Origin of the sequence: Streptomyces albus subsp. albus, assembly GCF_000719865.1 — a bacterium.
GTDB lineage: Bacteria > Actinomycetota > Actinomycetes > Streptomycetales > Streptomycetaceae > Streptomyces > Streptomyces albus_E.
Genome location: NZ_JOID01000009.1, coordinates 1 through 17,989 on the forward strand (window position 1 = coordinate 1; position 17,989 = coordinate 17,989).

At 74.4% G+C, this 17,989-nt stretch carries 13 protein-coding genes; 2 read left to right on the top strand and 11 right to left on the bottom strand.

Annotated elements, in window-relative coordinates:
* Nucleotides 1-381: 381 nt before the first annotated feature.
* Nucleotides 382-1,389: a stage II sporulation protein M gene (locus tag IF83_RS0111305; protein ID WP_030543973.1), complete on the bottom strand. Its 1,008-nt coding sequence runs from the start codon at nucleotides 1,387-1,389 to the stop codon at nucleotides 382-384.
* Nucleotides 1,390-1,519: 130 nt separating this feature from the next.
* Between IF83_RS0111305 and IF83_RS0111310 the strand changes: the two genes are divergently transcribed.
* On the top strand, nucleotides 1,520-2,560 hold the full coding sequence (locus IF83_RS0111310; protein WP_051722671.1) for an RDD family protein: 1,041 nt from the start codon (nucleotides 1,520-1,522) through the stop codon (nucleotides 2,558-2,560).
* A gap of 311 nt (nucleotides 2,561-2,871) precedes the next feature.
* Here IF83_RS0111310 and IF83_RS0111315 read toward each other — a convergent pair whose 3' ends face one another.
* The 8 genes from IF83_RS0111315 to IF83_RS0111350 all read right to left on the bottom strand — a co-directional run bounded on the left by IF83_RS0111315 (nucleotide 2,872) and on the right by IF83_RS0111350 (nucleotide 11,599).
* A complete protein-coding gene (locus IF83_RS0111315) occupies nucleotides 2,872-3,486 on the bottom strand; it encodes a hypothetical protein (protein WP_030543975.1) in 615 nt (204 codons plus the stop codon).
* A gap of 72 nt (nucleotides 3,487-3,558) precedes the next feature.
* The gene (gene ahcY, locus IF83_RS0111320; RefSeq protein WP_030543976.1) at nucleotides 3,559-5,016 is read right to left on the bottom strand and encodes an adenosylhomocysteinase; all 1,458 of its coding nucleotides are present in this window, start codon (nucleotides 5,014-5,016) and stop codon (nucleotides 3,559-3,561) included.
* A 398-nt stretch (nucleotides 5,017-5,414) separates the two neighbouring features.
* Nucleotides 5,415-6,338, bottom strand: coding sequence for a cation diffusion facilitator family transporter (locus IF83_RS0111325; RefSeq protein WP_051722672.1), 924 nt, complete (start codon nucleotides 6,336-6,338; stop codon nucleotides 5,415-5,417).
* An 87-nt stretch (nucleotides 6,339-6,425) separates the two neighbouring features.
* Nucleotides 6,426-7,622, bottom strand: a complete 1,197-nt coding sequence (gene manA, locus IF83_RS0111330) for a mannose-6-phosphate isomerase, class I (protein WP_030543978.1) — start codon at nucleotides 7,620-7,622, stop codon at nucleotides 6,426-6,428.
* Nucleotides 7,623-7,938: 316 nt separating this feature from the next.
* Entirely contained in the window at nucleotides 7,939-9,126 is a 1,188-nt protein-coding gene (locus IF83_RS0111335; RefSeq protein WP_030543979.1) for an SIS domain-containing protein, read from the bottom strand.
* Between the two features lie 99 nt (nucleotides 9,127-9,225).
* The gene (locus IF83_RS0111340) at nucleotides 9,226-9,456 is read right to left on the bottom strand and encodes a Trm112 family protein (protein WP_030543980.1); all 231 of its coding nucleotides are present in this window, start codon (nucleotides 9,454-9,456) and stop codon (nucleotides 9,226-9,228) included.
* A 171-nt stretch (nucleotides 9,457-9,627) separates the two neighbouring features.
* Nucleotides 9,628-10,986, bottom strand: a complete 1,359-nt coding sequence (locus tag IF83_RS0111345) for a phosphomannomutase/phosphoglucomutase (RefSeq protein ID WP_030543981.1) — start codon at nucleotides 10,984-10,986, stop codon at nucleotides 9,628-9,630.
* A 142-nt stretch (nucleotides 10,987-11,128) separates the two neighbouring features.
* The gene (locus IF83_RS0111350; RefSeq protein ID WP_078843380.1) at nucleotides 11,129-11,599 is read right to left on the bottom strand and encodes a DUF3499 domain-containing protein; all 471 of its coding nucleotides are present in this window, start codon (nucleotides 11,597-11,599) and stop codon (nucleotides 11,129-11,131) included.
* Between the two features lie 235 nt (nucleotides 11,600-11,834).
* Between IF83_RS0111350 and IF83_RS0111355 the strand changes: the two genes are divergently transcribed.
* Nucleotides 11,835-12,299: a metallopeptidase family protein gene (locus IF83_RS0111355; RefSeq protein ID WP_078843381.1), complete on the top strand. Its 465-nt coding sequence runs from the start codon at nucleotides 11,835-11,837 to the stop codon at nucleotides 12,297-12,299.
* Between the two features lie 46 nt (nucleotides 12,300-12,345).
* Here IF83_RS0111355 and IF83_RS0111360 read toward each other — a convergent pair whose 3' ends face one another.
* Together IF83_RS0111360 and IF83_RS0111365 are read right to left on the bottom strand one after the other, a co-directional pair.
* Nucleotides 12,346-13,926 carry a DUF5719 family protein gene (locus tag IF83_RS0111360; protein WP_030543984.1) on the bottom strand — a complete coding sequence of 527 codons (1,581 nt, stop codon included), beginning with the start codon at nucleotides 13,924-13,926 and terminating at the stop codon, nucleotides 12,346-12,348.
* Nucleotides 13,923-17,909, bottom strand: coding sequence for a glycosyltransferase family 2 protein (locus tag IF83_RS0111365; RefSeq protein WP_030543985.1), 3,987 nt, complete (start codon nucleotides 17,907-17,909; stop codon nucleotides 13,923-13,925). Before IF83_RS0111365 ends, IF83_RS0111360 begins: the two co-directional genes overlap by 4 nt.
* Nucleotides 17,910-17,989 lie beyond the last annotated feature (80 nt).

Below are 17,989 nucleotides of genomic sequence, written 5' to 3' on the forward strand. Positions count from 1 at the left end.
GAACGGACGCTTCCTTCGGCCCCGTCTCCGGGCCCTCCGGGCGCTTCCCTTCGGTGTTTCCAACCTTACCAGACGCTTTCCGGGCCGCTTTCCCGCCCGCATTTCGCTCCAGTGGCCGTTGGAATGGCCTTTGCCTTTCGACTGATCCGACGTTATCAGACGTGTTTCGACCGAAGCTAATCGGCTTGTGTTTCCACTGATGAATGTCGAGCGCTCCGTCAAATCTGCATTCGACCGGGAGCGGAGGTGATCTTATCGGTTGCCAACCGGCCTGTCCAAGCCGTCATGGCAACCATGTAAAGCTACCTCCCCTGGTTCCCCGTGTCAAACGGGACCCCTGGGCGAAGAGGAGGCTAGCACTTCCGCCGGGTCCGACGCACATCAGGCGGCGGCGGGTTGCCCCGGGCTGCGGTCGGCGGCGGTCACGTCCCCGGTCTCCCCCGCCCGGGCATGCCTGCCTCCGAGTCCGTAGACGTACGCCAGGAAGAGCAGCTCGGCGACGACCCCGATGCCGATCCGGGCCCAGGTGGGGAGGCCCGACGGTGTCACGAAGCCTTCGATGGCGCCCGACACGAACAGGACCACGGCGAGGCCGATCGCCATGCCCATCGCCGCGCGGCCCTCTTCGGCCAGGGCCGTGCGGCGTTCCCGGCCACCCGGGTCGATCACGGTCCAGCCCAGGCGGAGACCGGTGCCCGCGGCCACGAAGACCGCGGTCAGCTCCAGCAGGCCGTGCGGGAGGATCAGGCCGAGAAAGACGTCGAGGCGGCCGGCCGCGGACATCAGGCCGATGCCGATGCCCAGGTTGAGCATGTTCTGCAGGAGCACCCACAGGACGGGCAGCCCCAGGAAGACGCCCAGCACGAGGGAGATCGCGGCGACCTGCGCGTTGTTCGTCCAGACCTGGGCGGCGAAGGAGGTGGCGGCGTGCGTGGAGTAGTACGACTCGTACTGGCCACCGGGGCGCGTCATCTCCCGGAGCTCCTCCGGGGCCGCGATGGCGGCCTGGACCTCCGGGTGCGCGCCGATCCACCAGCCGAACGCCGCCGCGACCAGGACGGAGACCAGAGCGGTGGTCAGCCACCAGTGACGAGTGCGGTAGAGCGCGGCGGGGAAGCCGGCGACGAGGAAATGGCCGGCGTCGCGCCAGCTCGCGCGCCGGGTCCCGGTCACGGTGCTGCGCGCGCGGGCGGTGAGCTGGGTGAGGCGGCCGGTGAGCTGCGGATCCGGGGCGCTGGACTGGAGTTGGGACAGGTGGGTGGCCGTCCGCTGGTAGAGGGCCACCAGTTCGTCGGCCTCCGCGCCGGTGAGTTTGCCGCGCCGGCGCAGCAGAGCGTCCAGCCGGTCCCACTCCGCGCGGTGGGCGGTCACGAAGACATCGAGGTCCATGGACGCTGCTCCTGGGGATGTTCGGGACCGTATCCGCTCCCCAGCTTGGCAGACGGGGAAACGGCGACGGCAGACTGGGGGAAGGGAGCCGGGCGGGCAGGACGGCTCAAGGCTGAGGGAGGACACCCGCGTGAGTGAGCTCATCACCGGTGAGGCGGTGGTGCTCGGGTTGCGTCCCGCGAAGCTGCCGAGCCGCACCCTGGCAGTGGTCATCGATCTGCTGGTCGCCTTCGCCGTGTACGTGGCCGTCACGATGGCGCTGACGGCCGCCGTGTCCTCGCTGGACGAGGCGGCGAACGCGGCGGTGTCGGTGGCGGCGTTCATGCTGGTTCTGGTGGGAGTGCCGATCGCCGTGGAGACGCTGACCCGCGGCCGGTCGCTGGGGAAGCTGGTCTGCGGACTGCGCGTGGTACGGGACGACGGCGGGCCGATCCGCTTCCGGCACGCGCTGGTCCGGGGAGCGGTGGGGGCCGTGGAGATCCTGATGACGTTCGGAGTGATCGCGGTGATCGCCTCGCTGGTGTCGGCGCGGGGGCGGCGGCTCGGCGACGTCTTCGCGGGCACCCTCGTCGTACGGGAACGGGTGCCCGCTCAGCGGACGGGTGCGGTTCCCGCGGCGCCGGCCTGGCTGCACGGGCGCTTCGCGGCGCTGGACCTGTCCCGCGTACCGGACGCGCTCTGGCTGGCGATTCGCCAGTACCTCACCCGGATGGAACAGCTCGACCCGGACGTGGGCGCACCGCTGGCGGAGCGGCTGGCGGCGGATCTCGCGGCGTGCACGGGAGCGCCCGTGCCGGCGGATGTGCCGCCCGCGATGTATCTGGCGGGAGTGGTGGCCGAGCGGCAGGCACGGGACTCCCAGCGGGTTCTGCCGGCGGCCGCGGACCCGCGGGGGCACGGGGCGCCCCTGGCCGGCGGGGCTGTGTTCGGTGAAGCCGGGGCCGGTGGAGCGGCCTCGCCCAGCTGGGCGGCTCCGTCCGGTGAGTCGCCCGGCCCGGGCGGGCGCTCTGCGGGGAGCGGGACTGTGGCGTCGTCCGCGTCGTCCATCGCTGCGCCGCCGGGGGCTGCCGGCGGTGCGAACGGCGGCGTGGCCCGCGACGAGGGCGCGGCGGACGGCGAGGCATCGCGGAGCGGTTCCGGTGCGGCTACGGGGTTCGTGCCGCCGGGGTAGGCGTCGGTGCGGGCCGTCCCCGCGCGATGCCGCGCGCCCGGCGGCCCGCCGGGGGCGCGGGCCGGGGCGGCGCGGACGGGGGCTCTTGTGGCCGGTCCGTGGCAGGTGTCGCCGCCGCTAGGGGCGGCGGGGCGCGCGGGGGACGCGGGGAGCGGGACACGGAAGGTGCGCGACGGCGCGGGGAGCGAGACGCGCGCGGGGACGTAGGGCGCGTGTGACGCGGAAGGCGCACGGGACGTGGGGCGCGCGTAGGGCGCGCGGGACGCCGAGCCGTAGGGCGGCGGAGCACGCGCGGGGCGGCGGGGACAGCGTTACGGGAAGGCCGAGGGCGGGGAGTCGAGGTCTTCGAGTTCGATGCCGGGGGCCGCGAGGACGACGTCGCCGGCGAGGTGAACGGCGTGCCCTTCGCCCGTGTCCAGGTCGGTGACCCGGTATTCGTCCACGGTCAGCGGGCCGTTGTCGGTGGCGTGTGCTTCGCTTCTCAGCAGCGCCCAGGACTGGTCCAGGGTGCGCGGGGCCAGCACCGGGGCGGTCAGGGCGACGAGGCGGACGCGGGTGGCGGGCCCGCCGGGGATGAGCCGCAGCAGCCGGGCCGTGGCGACGAGGAACGCGGGCGAGGCGCCGGTGAAGGCCCGGGCGGGGGCGTTGCCCTCGGCGGCCCGGGCGCCCTCGGGGTCCGTGCGGACCCAGGTGACGCCGTCGAGCGCGGCGCCGCGGACACGCCAGTCCCCGGCGTGGAGTTCGAGGCGGAGCGGCCGGCCCAGCTGGTCGGTCGTCAGGTCGACCGAGCCGGAGGGAGCACCGGAGGGGCCGGTGGTCCGTGCCGTGTAGCGCCATCCGGAGGGGCCGGGGGCGCAGTGGAAGTGTTCCTCGCCGAGGGGGGTGTGGTCGTGGGGGTCGTGGAGCGAGTAGCGGCCGCGGGGCATGGGGCTTCCTTGACGGGGCGGGCCCCCGCACGGTGCGCGGGGGCCCGTCTCGCCGGGTGGGTGCCGGTGCTGTCAGTAACGGTAGTGGTCGGGCTTGTACGGGCCCTCCACCGGTACGCCGATGTAGGCCGCCTGCTCCGGCCGGAGCGTGGTCAGCTTGGCGCCGAGCGCTTCCAGGTGGAGCCGGGCGACCTTCTCGTCGAGGTGCTTGGGCAGCACGTAGACGCCGATCGGGTAGGACTGCGGCTTGGTGTACAGCTCGATCTGCGCGATCGTCTGGTTCGCGAAGGAGTTGGACATCACGAACGAGGGGTGGCCGGTGGCGTTGCCCAGGTTCAGCAGGCGGCCCTCGGACAGCACGATGATCTTCTTGCCGTCGGGGAAGGTCCAGGTGTGGACCTGGGGCTTGACCTCGTCCTTGACGATGCCCGGGATCGCGGCCAGACCCGCCATGTCGATCTCGTTGTCGAAGTGGCCGATGTTCCCCACGATGGCCTGGTGCTTCATCCTGGCCATGTCGGAGGCCATGATGATGTCCTTGTTGCCGGTGGTGGTGATGAAGATGTCGGCGGTCTCGACGACGTCGTCCAGGGTGGCCACCTGGTAGCCGTCCATGGCGGCCTGGAGGGCGCAGATCGGGTCGATCTCGGTGACGATCACGCGGGCGCCCTGGCCGCGGAGCGACTCGGCGCAGCCCTTGCCCACGTCGCCGTAGCCGCAGACCACGGCGGTCTTGCCGCCGATCAGCACATCGGTGGCGCGGTTGATGCCGTCGATCAGCGAGTGGCGGCAGCCGTACTTGTTGTCGAACTTCGACTTGGTCACCGCGTCATTGACGTTGATCGCCGGGAAGAGCAGCGTTCCGGCCTGCTGCATCTCGTAGAGGCGGTGGACGCCGGTGGTGGTCTCCTCGGTCACGCCGCGGATCTCCGAGGCGAGCTGGGTCCACTTCTGCGGGTTCTCCGCCAGGGTGCGGTTCAGCAGCGTCAGGACGTGACCGTACTCCTCGCTGTCGGCCGTCGACGGGTCCGGGGCCTTGCCGGCCTTCTCGAACTCGACGCCCTGGTGGACGAGGAGGGTGGCGTCACCGCCGTCGTCCAGGATCATGTTCGGGCCGCCGGTCGAGGTGCCCGGCCAGGTCAGCGCCTGTTCCGTGCACCACCAGTACTCTTCGAGCGTCTCGCCCTTCCAGGCGAAGACCGGGACGCCCTTCGGGTCCTCGGGGGTGCCCTCGGGGCCGACCGCGATCGCGGCGGCGGCGTGGTCCTGGGTGGAGAAGATGTTGCAGGAGGCCCAGCGGACCTCGGCGCCCAGCGCGACCAGGGTCTCGATGAGCACGGCAGTCTGCACCGTCATGTGCAGGGAGCCGGTGATCCGGGCTCCCGCCAGCGGCTGCGAGGCCGCGTACTCCTCACGGATCGCCATCAGGCCGGGCATCTCGTGCTCGGCGAGGGCGATCTCCTTGCGGCCGAAGGCGGCCAGGGACAGGTCGGCGACCTTGAAGTCCGGGCCGTTGGCGGCTGTCGTCATTACGGGCTGCTCCTCGGTGAATCGAGTGCGGTGGATACGGCTGATCCGCGGCAGGGCATACGGGTGCCACGGCCGCGGCGCAGTCCGTCGGAGGCCCTCTCTCCCTCGGCCGGCTCCCGAAAGGCCCCGACCGACCGCCATCAGCAGCGACGTCTGTCCGGTCACGAATCTACACCGATCGGAGCAGCGGCCCCAGTGCGCGGACTCGAGCCGGACTGGGACGCGCCTGCCCGGCGGCGCGGCCGGTATGGCTCTCTGCCGGCTTTTCCGGGGCCTGGCCACCGCGGACGGAATGCCCTGAGGACGCGCCGCCCGGGCGGAAGAGGGCGACGGCCCCGCGAAGGGTCCGCGGGGCCGTCGCCGTGTCGTCGTGCCGCCGTACCGGTGTGCCGCCCGGGCTAGCCGGCGGCCGGAGCGCGGTAGATGTCCGGCTCCAGGTAGATGACGCGGGCGATCGGCACGGCCTCGCGGACGCGGGCCTCCGCGGCGTCGATGGCGGCGGCGATCTCCTGTCCGGTGTCCCCGTGCTCGACCGCGACCTTGGCGGCGACCAGCAGTTCGTCCGGCCCCAGGTGGAGGGTGCGCATGTGGATGACGCGGGTGACGGTCTCGCCGTCGACCAGAGCATGGTTGATCTTCTCGACGGCGTCCGCGCCGGCGGCCTCGCCGAGCAGCAGAGACTTGGTCTCCACCGCCAGCACGATGGCGATCAGGATCAGCAGCACACCGATGCAGAGGGTGCCGACGCCGTCCCAGACGCCGTCGCCGGTGGCCAGGGCCAGGCCGACACCGCCGAGAGCGAGTATCAGGCCGACGAGCGCGCCCAGGTCCTCCAGCAGCACGACCGGCAGCTCGGGGGCCTTGGCGTGCCGGACGAACTGGGTCCAGGACTGGTCACCGCGGATCGCGTTGGACTCCTTGATGGCGGTCCGGAAGGAGAACACCTCGGCGATGATCGCGAAGACCAGGACGCCGACGGGCCAGTACCAGTGGTCCAGCTCGTGCGGGTGCTGGATCTTCTCGTAGCCCTCGTAGAGCGCGAACATGCCGCCGACCGTGAAGAGCACGATGGAGACGAGGAAGGCGTAAATGTACCGCTCACGGCCGTAGCCGAACGGGTGCTGCGGGGTGGCCTCGCGCTTGGCTCTCTTGCCGCCCACCAGCAGCAGTCCCTGGTTGCCGGAGTCGGCCAGCGAGTGCACGCTCTCCGCGAGCATCGACGAGGAACCGCTGAAGATGAAGGCCACGAACTTGGCCACCGCGATGGCCAGATTCGCGGCCAGTGCGGCCACGATCGCCTTGGTTCCGCCTGACGCACTCATGGGTGCTGTATGTCCTTCCCTCGTGACGCGGCACGGGCGCCGCGCTGCGGCCGCACATTGTTGCAGTTCCGGCCGGCCGCGGTGGCGTCAGGCCGCGACCGTCGCGCGGAAGACGGTTCCGGCGCCGGAGAGTTCGGCGGTCTCACCGGCCGCCGCGTACGCGGAATCGCCCGGGCGGAGCGCCAGACCGCGGCCGTCGTCCCCGGTGAGCAGCACGGAACCGGCGGTGCAGAGGAGGATCTGCGGTCTGCCGGAGGGGAGATGACGGGGCGCCTCGCCCTCGGCGCGGGCGAAGCGGGAGAGCCGGAACTCCCCGGCCGGGGTCTCGTACGTCTCCTCGCCGTTCACCGCCTCGGGGCGGAGGATGCCGGGGGCGGTCGCCTCGAAGCGGGTGATGCGGAGGAGTTCGGGCACGTCGATGTGTTTGGGGGTGAGGCCGCAGCGCAGGACGTTGTCGGAGTTGGCCATCAGCTCCACTCCGAGCCCCTGGAGATAGGCGTGCGGGACTCCGGCACCGAGGTAGAGCGCCTCGCCGGGCTGGAGCCGCACGTGGTTGAGCAGCATGGCGGCGATCACGCCGGGGTCGCCGGGGTGGTGCCGGGCGATGGAGGCGTGAGCGGCGTACGTCTCCCGGTGCGGGCCGGGGCTCTCGGCGAGCCGTTCGGCGGCCCTCCCGGCCTGGCGGGCGGTCTCGGCCATTTCCCTGCGGTCGGCGGTGAGGACGGCCGTGAGGACCTCGCGGAGGGCACCGCTCTCCGGTTCGGCCCGCAGGATGTCCCCGTACGGCTTGAGGGAGTCGACGCCGAGGCCGTCGAACAGTTCGGCCGTCTCGGCGGCCGGGCGGAAGCCGCACAGGCCCTCGAACGGCGTGAGGGCGCAGATCAGTTCGGGCTTGTGGTTGGTGTCCTTGTAGTTGCGGTGCGGGGCGTCGACCGGGACTCCGCGGTTCTCCTCGTCGGCGAAGCCCGCCGCCGCCTGTGCGCGGTCGGGGTGCACCTGGAGGGAGAGCGGCGAGGCCGCCGCGAGCAGTTTGAGCAGGAACGGCAGCCGCGCACCGAAGCGTTCGACCACCCGTTCGCCCAGTTCGCCGGCCGGGTCGGCGTCGATCACCTCGGAGAGCGGTACGGGGCCGGCGCCGCGGTCCAGCAGGGACGGGGCGCCGGGGTGGGCGCCCATCCAGAGTTCGGCCTGCGGCTCACCGGTCGGTTCGGTGCCGAGCAGTTCCGGGATGGCGGTGGTGGAGCCCCAGGCGTAGGGGCGCACGGTGTTGGCGAGGCGGTCCATGGCTCGGTGCTTTCTGCGGGATGCGGGCGGGGGTCGCGTACAGGTCCGGTCCGCCGGCCGCGGCGGCGTCGGACGGGCGTATGTCCGTACGCGCGTGCGGGCCGGCGGCCCGGGGCCGTCGCCTGCGTGATCGGGGCGGCCGGGGCCGGTGGGCGGCCGCCTGGCGCGTGGCCGCCCGGTCGGTGCGCGGCCGCCCGGTCGGTGCGTGCTCTGTGCGTGCTCTGTGCGTGTTCTGTGCGTGCTGTCGGTCGGGTCCGGCGACGGAGGTCTCAGAGGTGCCGGGAGTGTGCGGGGTCCGCCGCGCACTCCCGGCCTCTCATGATCGGTCCCCGGAGGCGAGCGCCAGGTAAACGGCGGCGAAATCCGTGATGGCAAGGAGCTCCGCGGCTGCTTCGAGCACGCTGCCCTCGGAGGGTTCCAGCTCACTGACGGGGCTCTCGTGGGCCAGGGCGAACTCGCGGGCGGCGGGGGTCGGCGAGCCGGCCGTCAGGCCCTGTTCGCGGAGGAGCACCACGCGCGCGTGGAGCGCGGCGGGGTCTTCCACGCGGTCCCGGAAGAAGTCGTCCGGGTCGGCGCCCGCCGCGAAGGCGCCGGAGAGCAGCGCGGCGTGCTCGGTGAGGGCCTCGGGCAGGGCGGCGGCGAGCGCGGGACGGCCGGCGACGGCGGCCAGCGAGCGGGCGAAGTGACGGCCGGCGGCACCGGCCACGGGCCCGTCGCTCCACAGCAGCGGCAGTGACTCGGCCAGCTCGGCGGCGAGCGTCTTGGCCGGATTGCTGTACGTGGCGACGGCGGGGCCGCAGCGCTCGGCGGTCCGGTCGAGCCGGTCGGCGACGAGCTGGATCGTGGCCGGGGGCGCCGGATGGAAGCCGGTCCGGTCGAGCAGGACCAGCAGCGGAACCAGCAGCGCCCACAGGGTGCCGGGCCGCTCCCCCGCCGCGTCGCCGGCCGGGGCCCGGCGCGGGGGCCAGGCGCCGCCCTCGTCCGCCTCCCCGGGCAGCGAGCCCTCGTTGACCGGCGCGGTGAGCGGCACGGCCAGACCATGCCGTCCCCCGACATCCCCGGTGAGGGGCGCGTCGGCCGGGCAGACCGAGACGACCGAGCAACCGCGCCGGTACGCCTGTTCGACGAGGGCCGACAGTCCGGGTTCCGTGCCGTCGGTCGTGAGGACGATCAGCAGGTCCAGCGGACCGGCCCAGCCGGGGAGCGTCCAGCGCAGCGCGCCGGGAGCGGCCAGGGCGCCGGTCGGATGGATCGGGCGGACGAGGGTGTTGCCGCCGCTGAGCGCGGCCAGCAGATCGGCGACGCAGGCGGTGGCCGGGCCGGAGCCGGCGATCAGCAGCCCCCGCGGCCGCCCGTCGGGCTTGAGGTCGGCCAGTCCGGCCTCCAGGGCGCCCCGGGCGGCGGTGCGGACGCGGGCGCCGGAACCGGCGGCGCCGCGCAGCAGGCCCCGGGTGTCGGCGCGGGCGAGTGCCTCGGGTGTGTCGAGAAGCGACTCGTCGAGCATCTGGTGGAGCCTCCGATCGCCGTACGGAGGGCCTGCCGTGCAGTGAGCACGCCGACCGGGCCCGGTCCGGCCGGCCCGTCCGGACCGGCGGGTCCGAGCCTAGGCGGGACGGCGGGCCTCGTCGACGAGGAGCACGGGGATGCCGTCCCGGACCGGGTAGGCCAGACCGCAGCCCGTGCAGACCAGCTCGGTGGTGCCGGACTCGCCGCCGGTCGTGTCGCCGGACGTCTCGCCGGTCGTGCCGGCGCCCGCGCCGCCGGACTCCTCGCGGAGGGGGGCGTGGCAGGCCGGGCAGGCGAGGATGGCGAGAAGACCGGCTTCGAGCGGCATGGGGCGTCCCTTTCGGTGGGCTCTCCCGGCCGGCGGGGCGGCGGGAGAAGGCGTTCGGCCTCGTCAGCGTACCGCCGGGCCGCACACCGCGAGGCGTGCGGCCCGGCCCGGCCGGCCGTGGCCGGCGAGCGGCAGGACCGGACCGGGTGAACGCCCGGGACCGCCGGCCGCTCAGGCGCGGACGATGGCGAGAACCTCGTCGCGGATCTTCTCGACGGTGCCCCGGTCGCGGGCCTCGACGTTGAGGCGCAGCAACGGCTCGGTGTTCGAGGCGCGCAGGTTGAACCACCAGTCGGCGGCGGTGACCGTCAGGCCGTCGAGTTCGTCCAGTTCGGTGCCGGGGCGGTCGGCGTAGGCGGCCCTGACGGCTGCGGCGCGGCCGGCCTGGTCCTCGACCCGGCTGTTGATCTCGCCGGAGGCGGCGTACCGGTCGTACTGCGCCACCAGCTCCGACAGCGTGCCGGGCTGGCCGCCGAGCGCGGCGAGGACGTGGAGCGCGGCGAGCATGCCGGTGTCGGCGTTCCAGAAGTCGCGGAAGTAGTAGTGCGCGGAGTGCTCGCCACCGAAGATCGCGCCGGTGCGGGCCATCTCCCCCTTGATGAAGGAGTGCCCGACGCGGGTGCGCACGGGGGTCCCGCCGTTCTCCTCGACCACCTCGGGGACGGACCAGGAGGTGATGCAGTTGTGGATGACGGTCCCGCCGCCGTGCTTGGCGAGTTCGCGGGCGGCGACGAGGGCCGTGACCGCGGAGGGCGAGACGGGCTCGCCGCGCTCGTCCACCACGAAGCAGCGGTCGGCGTCACCGTCGAACGCCAGGCCGATGTCGGCGCCGAGTTCCCGGACCTTCGCCTGGAGGTCGACGATGTTCTCCGGGGCCAGGGGGTTGGCCTCGTGGTTGGGGAAGGTGCCGTCCAGCTCGAAGTACATCGGGACCAGTTCGACGGGCAGGCCGTCGAGGACGGTGGGGACGGTGTGGCCGCCCATGCCGTTGCCGGCGTCCACGACGACCTTCAGCGGGCGGATGCCGGTGAGGTCGACGAGGCCGCGCAGGCAGGCGGCGTAGTCGGCGAGGACGTCCCGCTGCGTGATGGTGCCGGGGGTGTCCGCGGGGGCGGGGGCACCGCTCTCGCTCCACTCCTCGACGAGGGCCCGGATCTCCGCGAGGCCGGTGTCCTGGCCGACGGGGGTGGCGCCGGCCCGGCACATCTTGATGCCGTTGTACTGGGCCGGGTTGTGGCTGGCGGTGAACATCGCGCCGGGCAGGCCGAGTTGGCCGCTGGCGAAGTACAGCTGGTCGGTGGAGCACAGGCCGATCTCGGTGACGTCCGCGCCACGGGCGGCGGCTCCGCGGCCGAAGGCCCGGGACAGGCCCGGGGACGAGGGCCGCATGTCATGGCCGACGACAATGGCCTCCGCCCCGGTCACCCGGGCGAAGGCCGCGCCGAAGAGCTCCGCGAGCGGTTCGTCCCACTGGTCCGGGACCACACCGCGCACGTCGTACGCCTTCACGATCTGCGACAAGTCGGGCACTGCCCACCCCTTCTGGGAGTCCTATCGGAACGACAAACCTACCCGGATCGGCGCCGGCCACAGCAGGGCGGTCCGCCGGCCGGACGGTACGGAGTACGGGGGCGGGGCGGCGCGGCGGGTGCGCCGGGCGGCGCCGCCCCGCTCAGGGCTCGGGGGAGCGCAGGACCCGCAGGTGCCCCCGGCGGGCGACTTCCCTCGGGTCGGCCTCCCGGCCGCCGGGACCTCCCGAGCCGCCCTGCGCCCCGGCCGCGCGCTCCTGCGGGCGGGCGGCTTCGCGGACGGCGTTGGCGAGGGCTTCGAGATCGTCACTGCTGGGCCGGGCCGGGCCGGTGTCGACGGCGAGCCGGACGACCTCCCAGCCGCGCGGCGCGGTGAGCCGCTCGGAGTGCTCGGCGCAGAGGTCGTAGCAGTGCGGCTCGGCGTAGGTGGCGAGTGGCCCGAGAACGGCGGTCGAGTCCGCGTAGACGTACGTCAGCGTCGCGACGGCGGGTCGACCGCACGCGGTGCGCGAACATCGGCGTACAGGGCTCACGAGGTTGGACGGTACCGCACTCTTGAGCGGGCCGCGACGACTCTCCCCGGGCTCCCCACCGTGTCGCGCCCCTGGGGACAAGGCTGTTGACCTGCGAGCGCGAGGTCTGACCTGCGGCAGGGACGGGGCCGAGGACGGTCCTCCCGGACAGGGGGCACGGCGGCTCGTCCCGCTTGACGGCGCTTCGCCCGGAATCGTTTCAGCACGGAGCGGGGACCTCCTGCCCGGATGGTCCCGTTCCCGCCGTTCCGTGATCTGCGGCGGCCCCGCTCGTCGCCCTCTCGGGGCGGCCGGGCGGCGGCTACTCTCGGAGGTGATGAGCAGCTCCGTACCACCCCGCCCCTCCGAGCCGCGCCCGCGCCGCCGAGACCGCCACGGGCGCGGTATGCGCGGACCGATCGCGCCGCCGCAGGTGCCCCTCGCGGTGAGCCGCGCGACGGCCTTCACCGATCTGGTGCACGACTCGGTGGAGCGGCTCGAACGGCACTGGCCGCAGCTCTCCGAGGTGGAGTTCGCCGTGCTGGACGTCCCGTCGTTCGACGGTGGCGGCGAGGACCGCGCCGAGGGCTGGGAGGACGAGGGAACGGTGCCGCTGGGCCGGGTGACCGCCGCCCGGGGGGACGGGCCGGCCCGGATCGTCGTCTACCGGCGCCCGGTGGAGATCCGGACGAAGAACCGCGACGAGCGGGCCCTGCTGGTGCACGAGATCGTGGTCGAGCAGGTGGCTGAACTGCTGGGTCTGGCACCGGAGTCGGTGGACCCGCGGTACGGGCAGGACTGAGGGAGCGGGGCCGGGCGCGGCCGGTGGGCGCGCCCGGCCCGTGCTCTCAGCGCATCAGCAGGGACAGGTCCTCGGCCGCTTCGGGCACGACGACCGTGCCCCGGTCGTCGGGGAGCGGCTGGACGGTGAACATCGGCACGCCGCCCTTGGGCAGTTCGAGCATCCGGGAGGCGTACACGGGGCCGCCGGACAGTGCCTCGACGGTCAGCGCGTGAGTGCCCTTGCCGTCCGAGGGGACGGGGGGTTTCGGCACGCTGAGCGTCGTCCCGGCCTTGACCGTGTACTCCTTGCTCACCGGCTCGCCGCCGCCGCTGCCCGCCGAGGCGGTGACCTTGACCTTCGCGGCCTTGCCGGGCGTGACCAGGGAGAGGACCGAGCCCTTGGCCCGGTTGTCGGCGGCGGTGCCGCGCGCCTCGATCCGCCCGGTGGCCGGGATGAACGCCATCTCCCGGTCGCCGCCCTTGCCGCGGACGACACGCAGGGCGACGGCGTACGGGGCGGCGTCGCCGCCGTCCGCCGGGGTCAGCACCAGGGAGCCGGGCTCGCCCTTGGTGATGTCGTTCAGGTCCACGGACGTCACCATGCCGCGCTTCAGCGTCAGGGTCTCGTGACCCGCCGGGGTGAACGAGCCGGTCGGCCCGGCGAGTTCCACCTTCAGATCGGCGTCGTGCTCGCCGGTCGCCACGGCCACCAGCTGTACGGAGGTCGCGTCCGGCGGGATGCCGGGGAGCACGGCCCGGCCGTCCGTCACCGCGGAGAACGGCAGCCAGTCGCTGCCGGTCCCGCTGTCCGTGGCGCGGACGGCGGCGCCGACCCGGCCGGAGCGGGCGGCGACCCGCACGGCGAGATCGTCCGCCTTCCCCGAGGTGAGCGTGGACAGCAGGACGGAGGTCGCGGAGCGGGGCGGGACGGTGATGCCCTCGCCGGTCTCGGTCTCGATCCGGCCCTTCTTGCCGTACAGCTCCAGGTCGACGACGGCGGCTGTGTCGTCGGGGTTGGTCAGCTCGACGTAGTCCTGGCGGCGCTCGGCGGTGCTGGTGCCCGGGAACCAGAAGTCGGTGTCGGGGGCGGTGCAAGAGACGCCCAGGACGCCGCGTCCCTGGCCGGAGCTGATGACGGTCGTCTGCTGGGCCGTCCAGCCGGGGGCGAGGGCGCCGTCGGCGGTGCCGATGAGGGCGGGGGCGTCGGACCCGGAGACGGAGGCGACCGCGGGGGCGCCCGGCTTCTTCAGGGGGGCGACGGGGTCGGGCCCGGCGTCCTTGCCGTCCTTGCCGTCCTTGCCGTCCTTCTCGTCCCTGTCGTCCCTGTCGTCCTCGTCGTCCTTGTCGCCGTCCTTGCCGTCGGCGGCGTCCGGCTCCTGTCCGGCGGGCAGGAGTCCGGCCGTGCCCTTGGCGCCGGAGGATCCCGCGGCGGCACCGCCCTCGGGAGTGAAGGAGGTGTAGCCGGTCTCGGCCAGCTCCGACAGGGACGGCTCCGGGCAGAGCAGTTCGGAGCGCTCCACCGGCAGCCGTTCGGCGGCGGCCGCGGAACGGCCGGGCGTCTCGCCGGGGGCGGCCAGGGCCGCCACCCCGGTGACCGCGGCGAGGGCCGTGGCGGCGGCGAGCAGGGAGAGGGTGGTGCGGTTCACTGCTGGTCGCTCCCGTCGCGGTGGGGGGCGGGCCGGCCGTCGTCCCCGTAGGCGGTGTCGCTCTGGTCGGGACGGCCGTCGGCGGCGTAGGGCTGGGCCGGGTAGCCGTACGGGTCGGGGCCGTCGTACGGCTGCGCGCCCTCGTACTGCTGCTGCCCCTCGCCGTACCCGCCGGCCTGGTAGGGGTCCGGCTGGTACGGATCGGCGTACGGGCCGGCGCCGTACTGCGGGTACTGCGGGTACTGCTGGTACTGACCGTCGCCGTAGCCGTGGTACTGCTGTCCGCCCTGGCTCGGGTCGGAACCGCCCTGGTACGGGTCGCCCTGGTACTGCTCACCCGGGTACGGCTGTCCGCCGTCGGGGGCGTAGTTCTGCTGGTCCCAGCTGCCGTGGGGCTGCTGTGGCACACCCTCCGCGTACGGCGCGGCCGGTGCCCCGGATGGCGCCGCCGCCCCCGTCGCCGCCGCGTCCGCGGACTCGGCCGCCTGGGCGGCCCGGAAGGCGTCGAACGCCTCGAAGGGGTCGTCCTCGGCCGCCGCCGCGGCGGGCGGTGCGGTCCCGGCGGGCACGGGCTGCTGCTCCCGCGTGCTCTCCGGTTCCGCGCCCTGCGCGGCCGCCTCGGCCTCCGCTGCCGCCCGCAGCCTGCGGGCCCGGCGGCCCTCGCCGTCCACGGGCTGCGCGGGCACGACCGGCTCCGGTCCGCTCTCGGGCAGGTCGTCGTCGACCTCCCGGCGCCGTCCGGGCAGGGCGAGCACCACGAGGACGACGGCCAGCAGCCCTTGGGCCCCGGTCCACAGGGTGTGGCTCAGCGGCGACTCGTACGTCAGGTCCAGCCGACCGCCGTTCGCGGGCAGTTCGAAACCCTGGGCCCACTCGTCGACCGTGGTGGGGGTCAGTGGTTCACCGTCGAGCGTGGCGGTCCAGCCGGGGGCGGCCCGGTCGGCGATGCGCAGCACCCGGCCCTCCGGTCCGGCGGGGACGGAGGTGTGGGCCTCGACGGGACCGGCGGCGACGGGGACCGGCTCGGCGTTCCCCGCCGCGCCTCCGCCGCCCTCGGGCTTCACGACGGTGACGCGGGCGACGCGCCGGTCGAGCCGCCAGAGGGAACTGCCGTCCTCCTGGCTGAGCCGGGTGAGCCCGGGGGTGGTGTCCAGCACCCGGCGCGTCTCGCGGGGCGCTCCGTCCCGGACGAGGATGTAGCGCACCGCGTAGCCGCCGAGCTGGTCGGTCTGGTCGGCGCCGGAGCCGGCGACGAGGTTGGCGACGATGCCGTCCAGCCGGATGTCGCCGCCGCTCGCCGCGGCCAGGTCGGCGTCGCCCAGCGCGGCGCCAGAGCCGCGCACCAGGGTGTACGAGACCCGGCCCGGCTCGCCGCCGAGCACCAGGGTGCGCGCCTGGTCCTGGGTGCGGCTCTCCTCGGCGACGAAGGGCGGCACCTGCACGGGGTCGCGCCGTTCGACCGGGCCGGCCGCTCCGCCGTACATCCAGGCGACGGCGGAGAACAGCGGACCGGCGGCGGCCGCGAGGGCGATCAGCGCGGCGACCGGCTGCCGCCAGCCGAAGCTCTGCGCGGCGACGCGTTCGCGCGCGTTCTCCGCGCCGACCGCGGCGGCGGACAGCAGCGCGATGCCGTAGACGAGGGTGGCGGGCCCGGCCCAGGCGGAGCCGTTGGACAGCGCGGCCAGGAGCAGGGCGGCGATCGCCACGGCCCAGGCGGTGCGCACCGCGCGCTGCCGGTCGTCGCGGAGCAGGGCGGCCAGGGCGGCGAGCACCAGCCCGGCGAGGAGGAAACCGCCGGCCGCCTTCGGTCCGCCGGGGCTGATCATCAGCAGGTCCAGCGCGCCGGCCGACCCGGTGCCGTACCCCAGACCGACCTCGCGGAGGAAGCCGGACGGCGAGGTCAGCAGCGACAGCGACCACGGGGCGAGGACGACGAGCGGGGTGAGCAGCACCAGCGCGAGGCGCACTCCGTACGCGGCCGTACCGCCCTGGTGGCGCACGGTGCGCGCGACGAGCAGGGCGACGCCCAGCAGCAGCGTCAGCGGCCAGACGACGGGGGTGAAGGCGGTGGTGAAGGTGAGCAGCAGGGTGTACGCCCAGACGGCGCGCCAGCTCGGGCGCGCGGCCGGTGCCCCGGCCCCGTCTCCGTCGCCGTCCTTGTCGCCGTCGCGGCCGGCCGGGAGGGCCAGTCCGCCGGCGGCGACGGCCGCGCGGGCCATCAGGGGCAGCAGCACCGCGAGCACCGCGGTGCCCAGCCGGCCGCCCGCCAGCGCGCCGGTAGCGGCGGGCAGGAAGGCGTAGGCCACGGCCGCCCAGGCGCGCAGCAGGCGTGACTCGACCAGCGGCCGGGAGGCGAAGTAGGCGCTCAGCCCGGCCAGCGGCACCGAGCAGACGAGGAGCAGGGTCAGGGCCGCGCCGGTGCTGCCGAGCAGCAGGGTCGACAGGGCGGCGATGACGGCCAGGTAGGGCGGGGCCGCCTCGGTGCCGCCGGTGCCGACCGGCTGCCAGGCGGACAGATAGCGGTCCCAGAGGTCGGAGGCGTCCGCCGGTGCGGGCAGCAGGGCCCCGCCGGCGAGCGTGCCGGAGCCGAGCAGTCCGCGGCAGGCGACGAGGGAGACCACCAGCAGCAGGAGGAAGAGGACCGGCCCGGGCTTGCGGGCGATCCGCTTCAGCCTGGCGAACTGTTCGATCTCCAGGAAGTCGGCGTCGTCACCGCCCGGTCCGGACTCGACGGCACCGTGCCGGCCGCCGGAGGCCAGCTCGGGTTCCGAGCGGCCGCTGAAGTTGCCGACGACCGCCTCGGCCGTGGCCCGTACCGTCGCCCCGGGGGGCGGGAACAGCGGCCGCAGATCGGCCGGTTCGACCGCCGGCCGGCCGCGCAGGCGCCGCCCGGCGAGGATCCGTCCCGGCCGCAGCAGCACGCCGAGGAGGCCCGCGATCTCGTCCAGCGCCTGGCCGGGCACCTTGCCGACCAGATAGGCGAGCGTGCGCAGCACGGTGCCGAGCACCAGGCGCAGCAGGACGTACGGCAGCGCCGCGCCGCGGGAGTTGACGAGCATCGTGTAGACCGCGCCGGCCTTGTCGACGCGGTGCGGATTGGCCGCCGAGCGGCCGGCGCAGTCGATCGGCCGCCGCTCGCGCGCGGCGGCCTCCGCGTGCCGCAGGACGGCCTCGGGGGCGACGAGGACCTGATGGCCCGCGGCCTGGGCGCGCCAGCACAGGTCGACGTCGTCGCGCATCAGGGGCAGCCGCCGGTCGAAACCGCCGAGTTCGTCCCAGACGTCGCGCCGGATCAGCATGCCGGCGGTCGAGACCGACAGCACCGGGCGCACCTGGTCGTGCTGGCCCTGGTCCTGCTCGCGGCGGTCCAGGCCGGTCCAGCGGCGGCCGCTGCGGGCGATGCTGACGCCCGCCTCCAGCAGCTGCCGGCGGTCGTACCAGCCGCGCAGCTTGGGACCGACGATCGCGGTGGACGGGGAGGAGTCGGCGACCCGCAGCAGCTCGGCGAGGGCGTCCGGCTCGGGAGCGCAGTCGTCGTGCAGCAGCCAGAGCCACTGGACGGGCTCTCCGTGCGGCAGTTCCGGCATGTCGTAGGCGTCGTCGCGCCAGGTGCGGGTCTCCGGGTCCCAGCCGCTGGGGCGCTTGAGATACGGCAGGTCGTCGGGGGTGAGCACCCCGGCCGTGCGGACCGCCTCGTCGACGGCCGTGCCGAAGCCGGACCGGCGCGCGAGATGCAGCACCCGGTCGGCTCCGAGGCTCTCGGTGAGCAGCGCGGCGGACTCGTCGGCGCTGCCGGTGTCGGCGGCGATGACGTTCTGGACCGGCCGCTCCTGGCCGACCAGTCCGGCGAGCGCCTGCGGCAGCCAGCGGGCGCCGTCGTGGGAGACGAGCACGGCGGTGACGACATGCCGCGGGTATGCGGGGGCGGCGGCTCCGGAGGGGGCGGCCGGTTGGCTGTGCGCCGAGTGGCTGTGCACGGACATCGAGGTACGGGCCCCGGTTCGCTGGACTGCGGTGGACGCACGCGCTCGCGAGGAGTCGGGTGTGTCTCGGACGGCCCCCC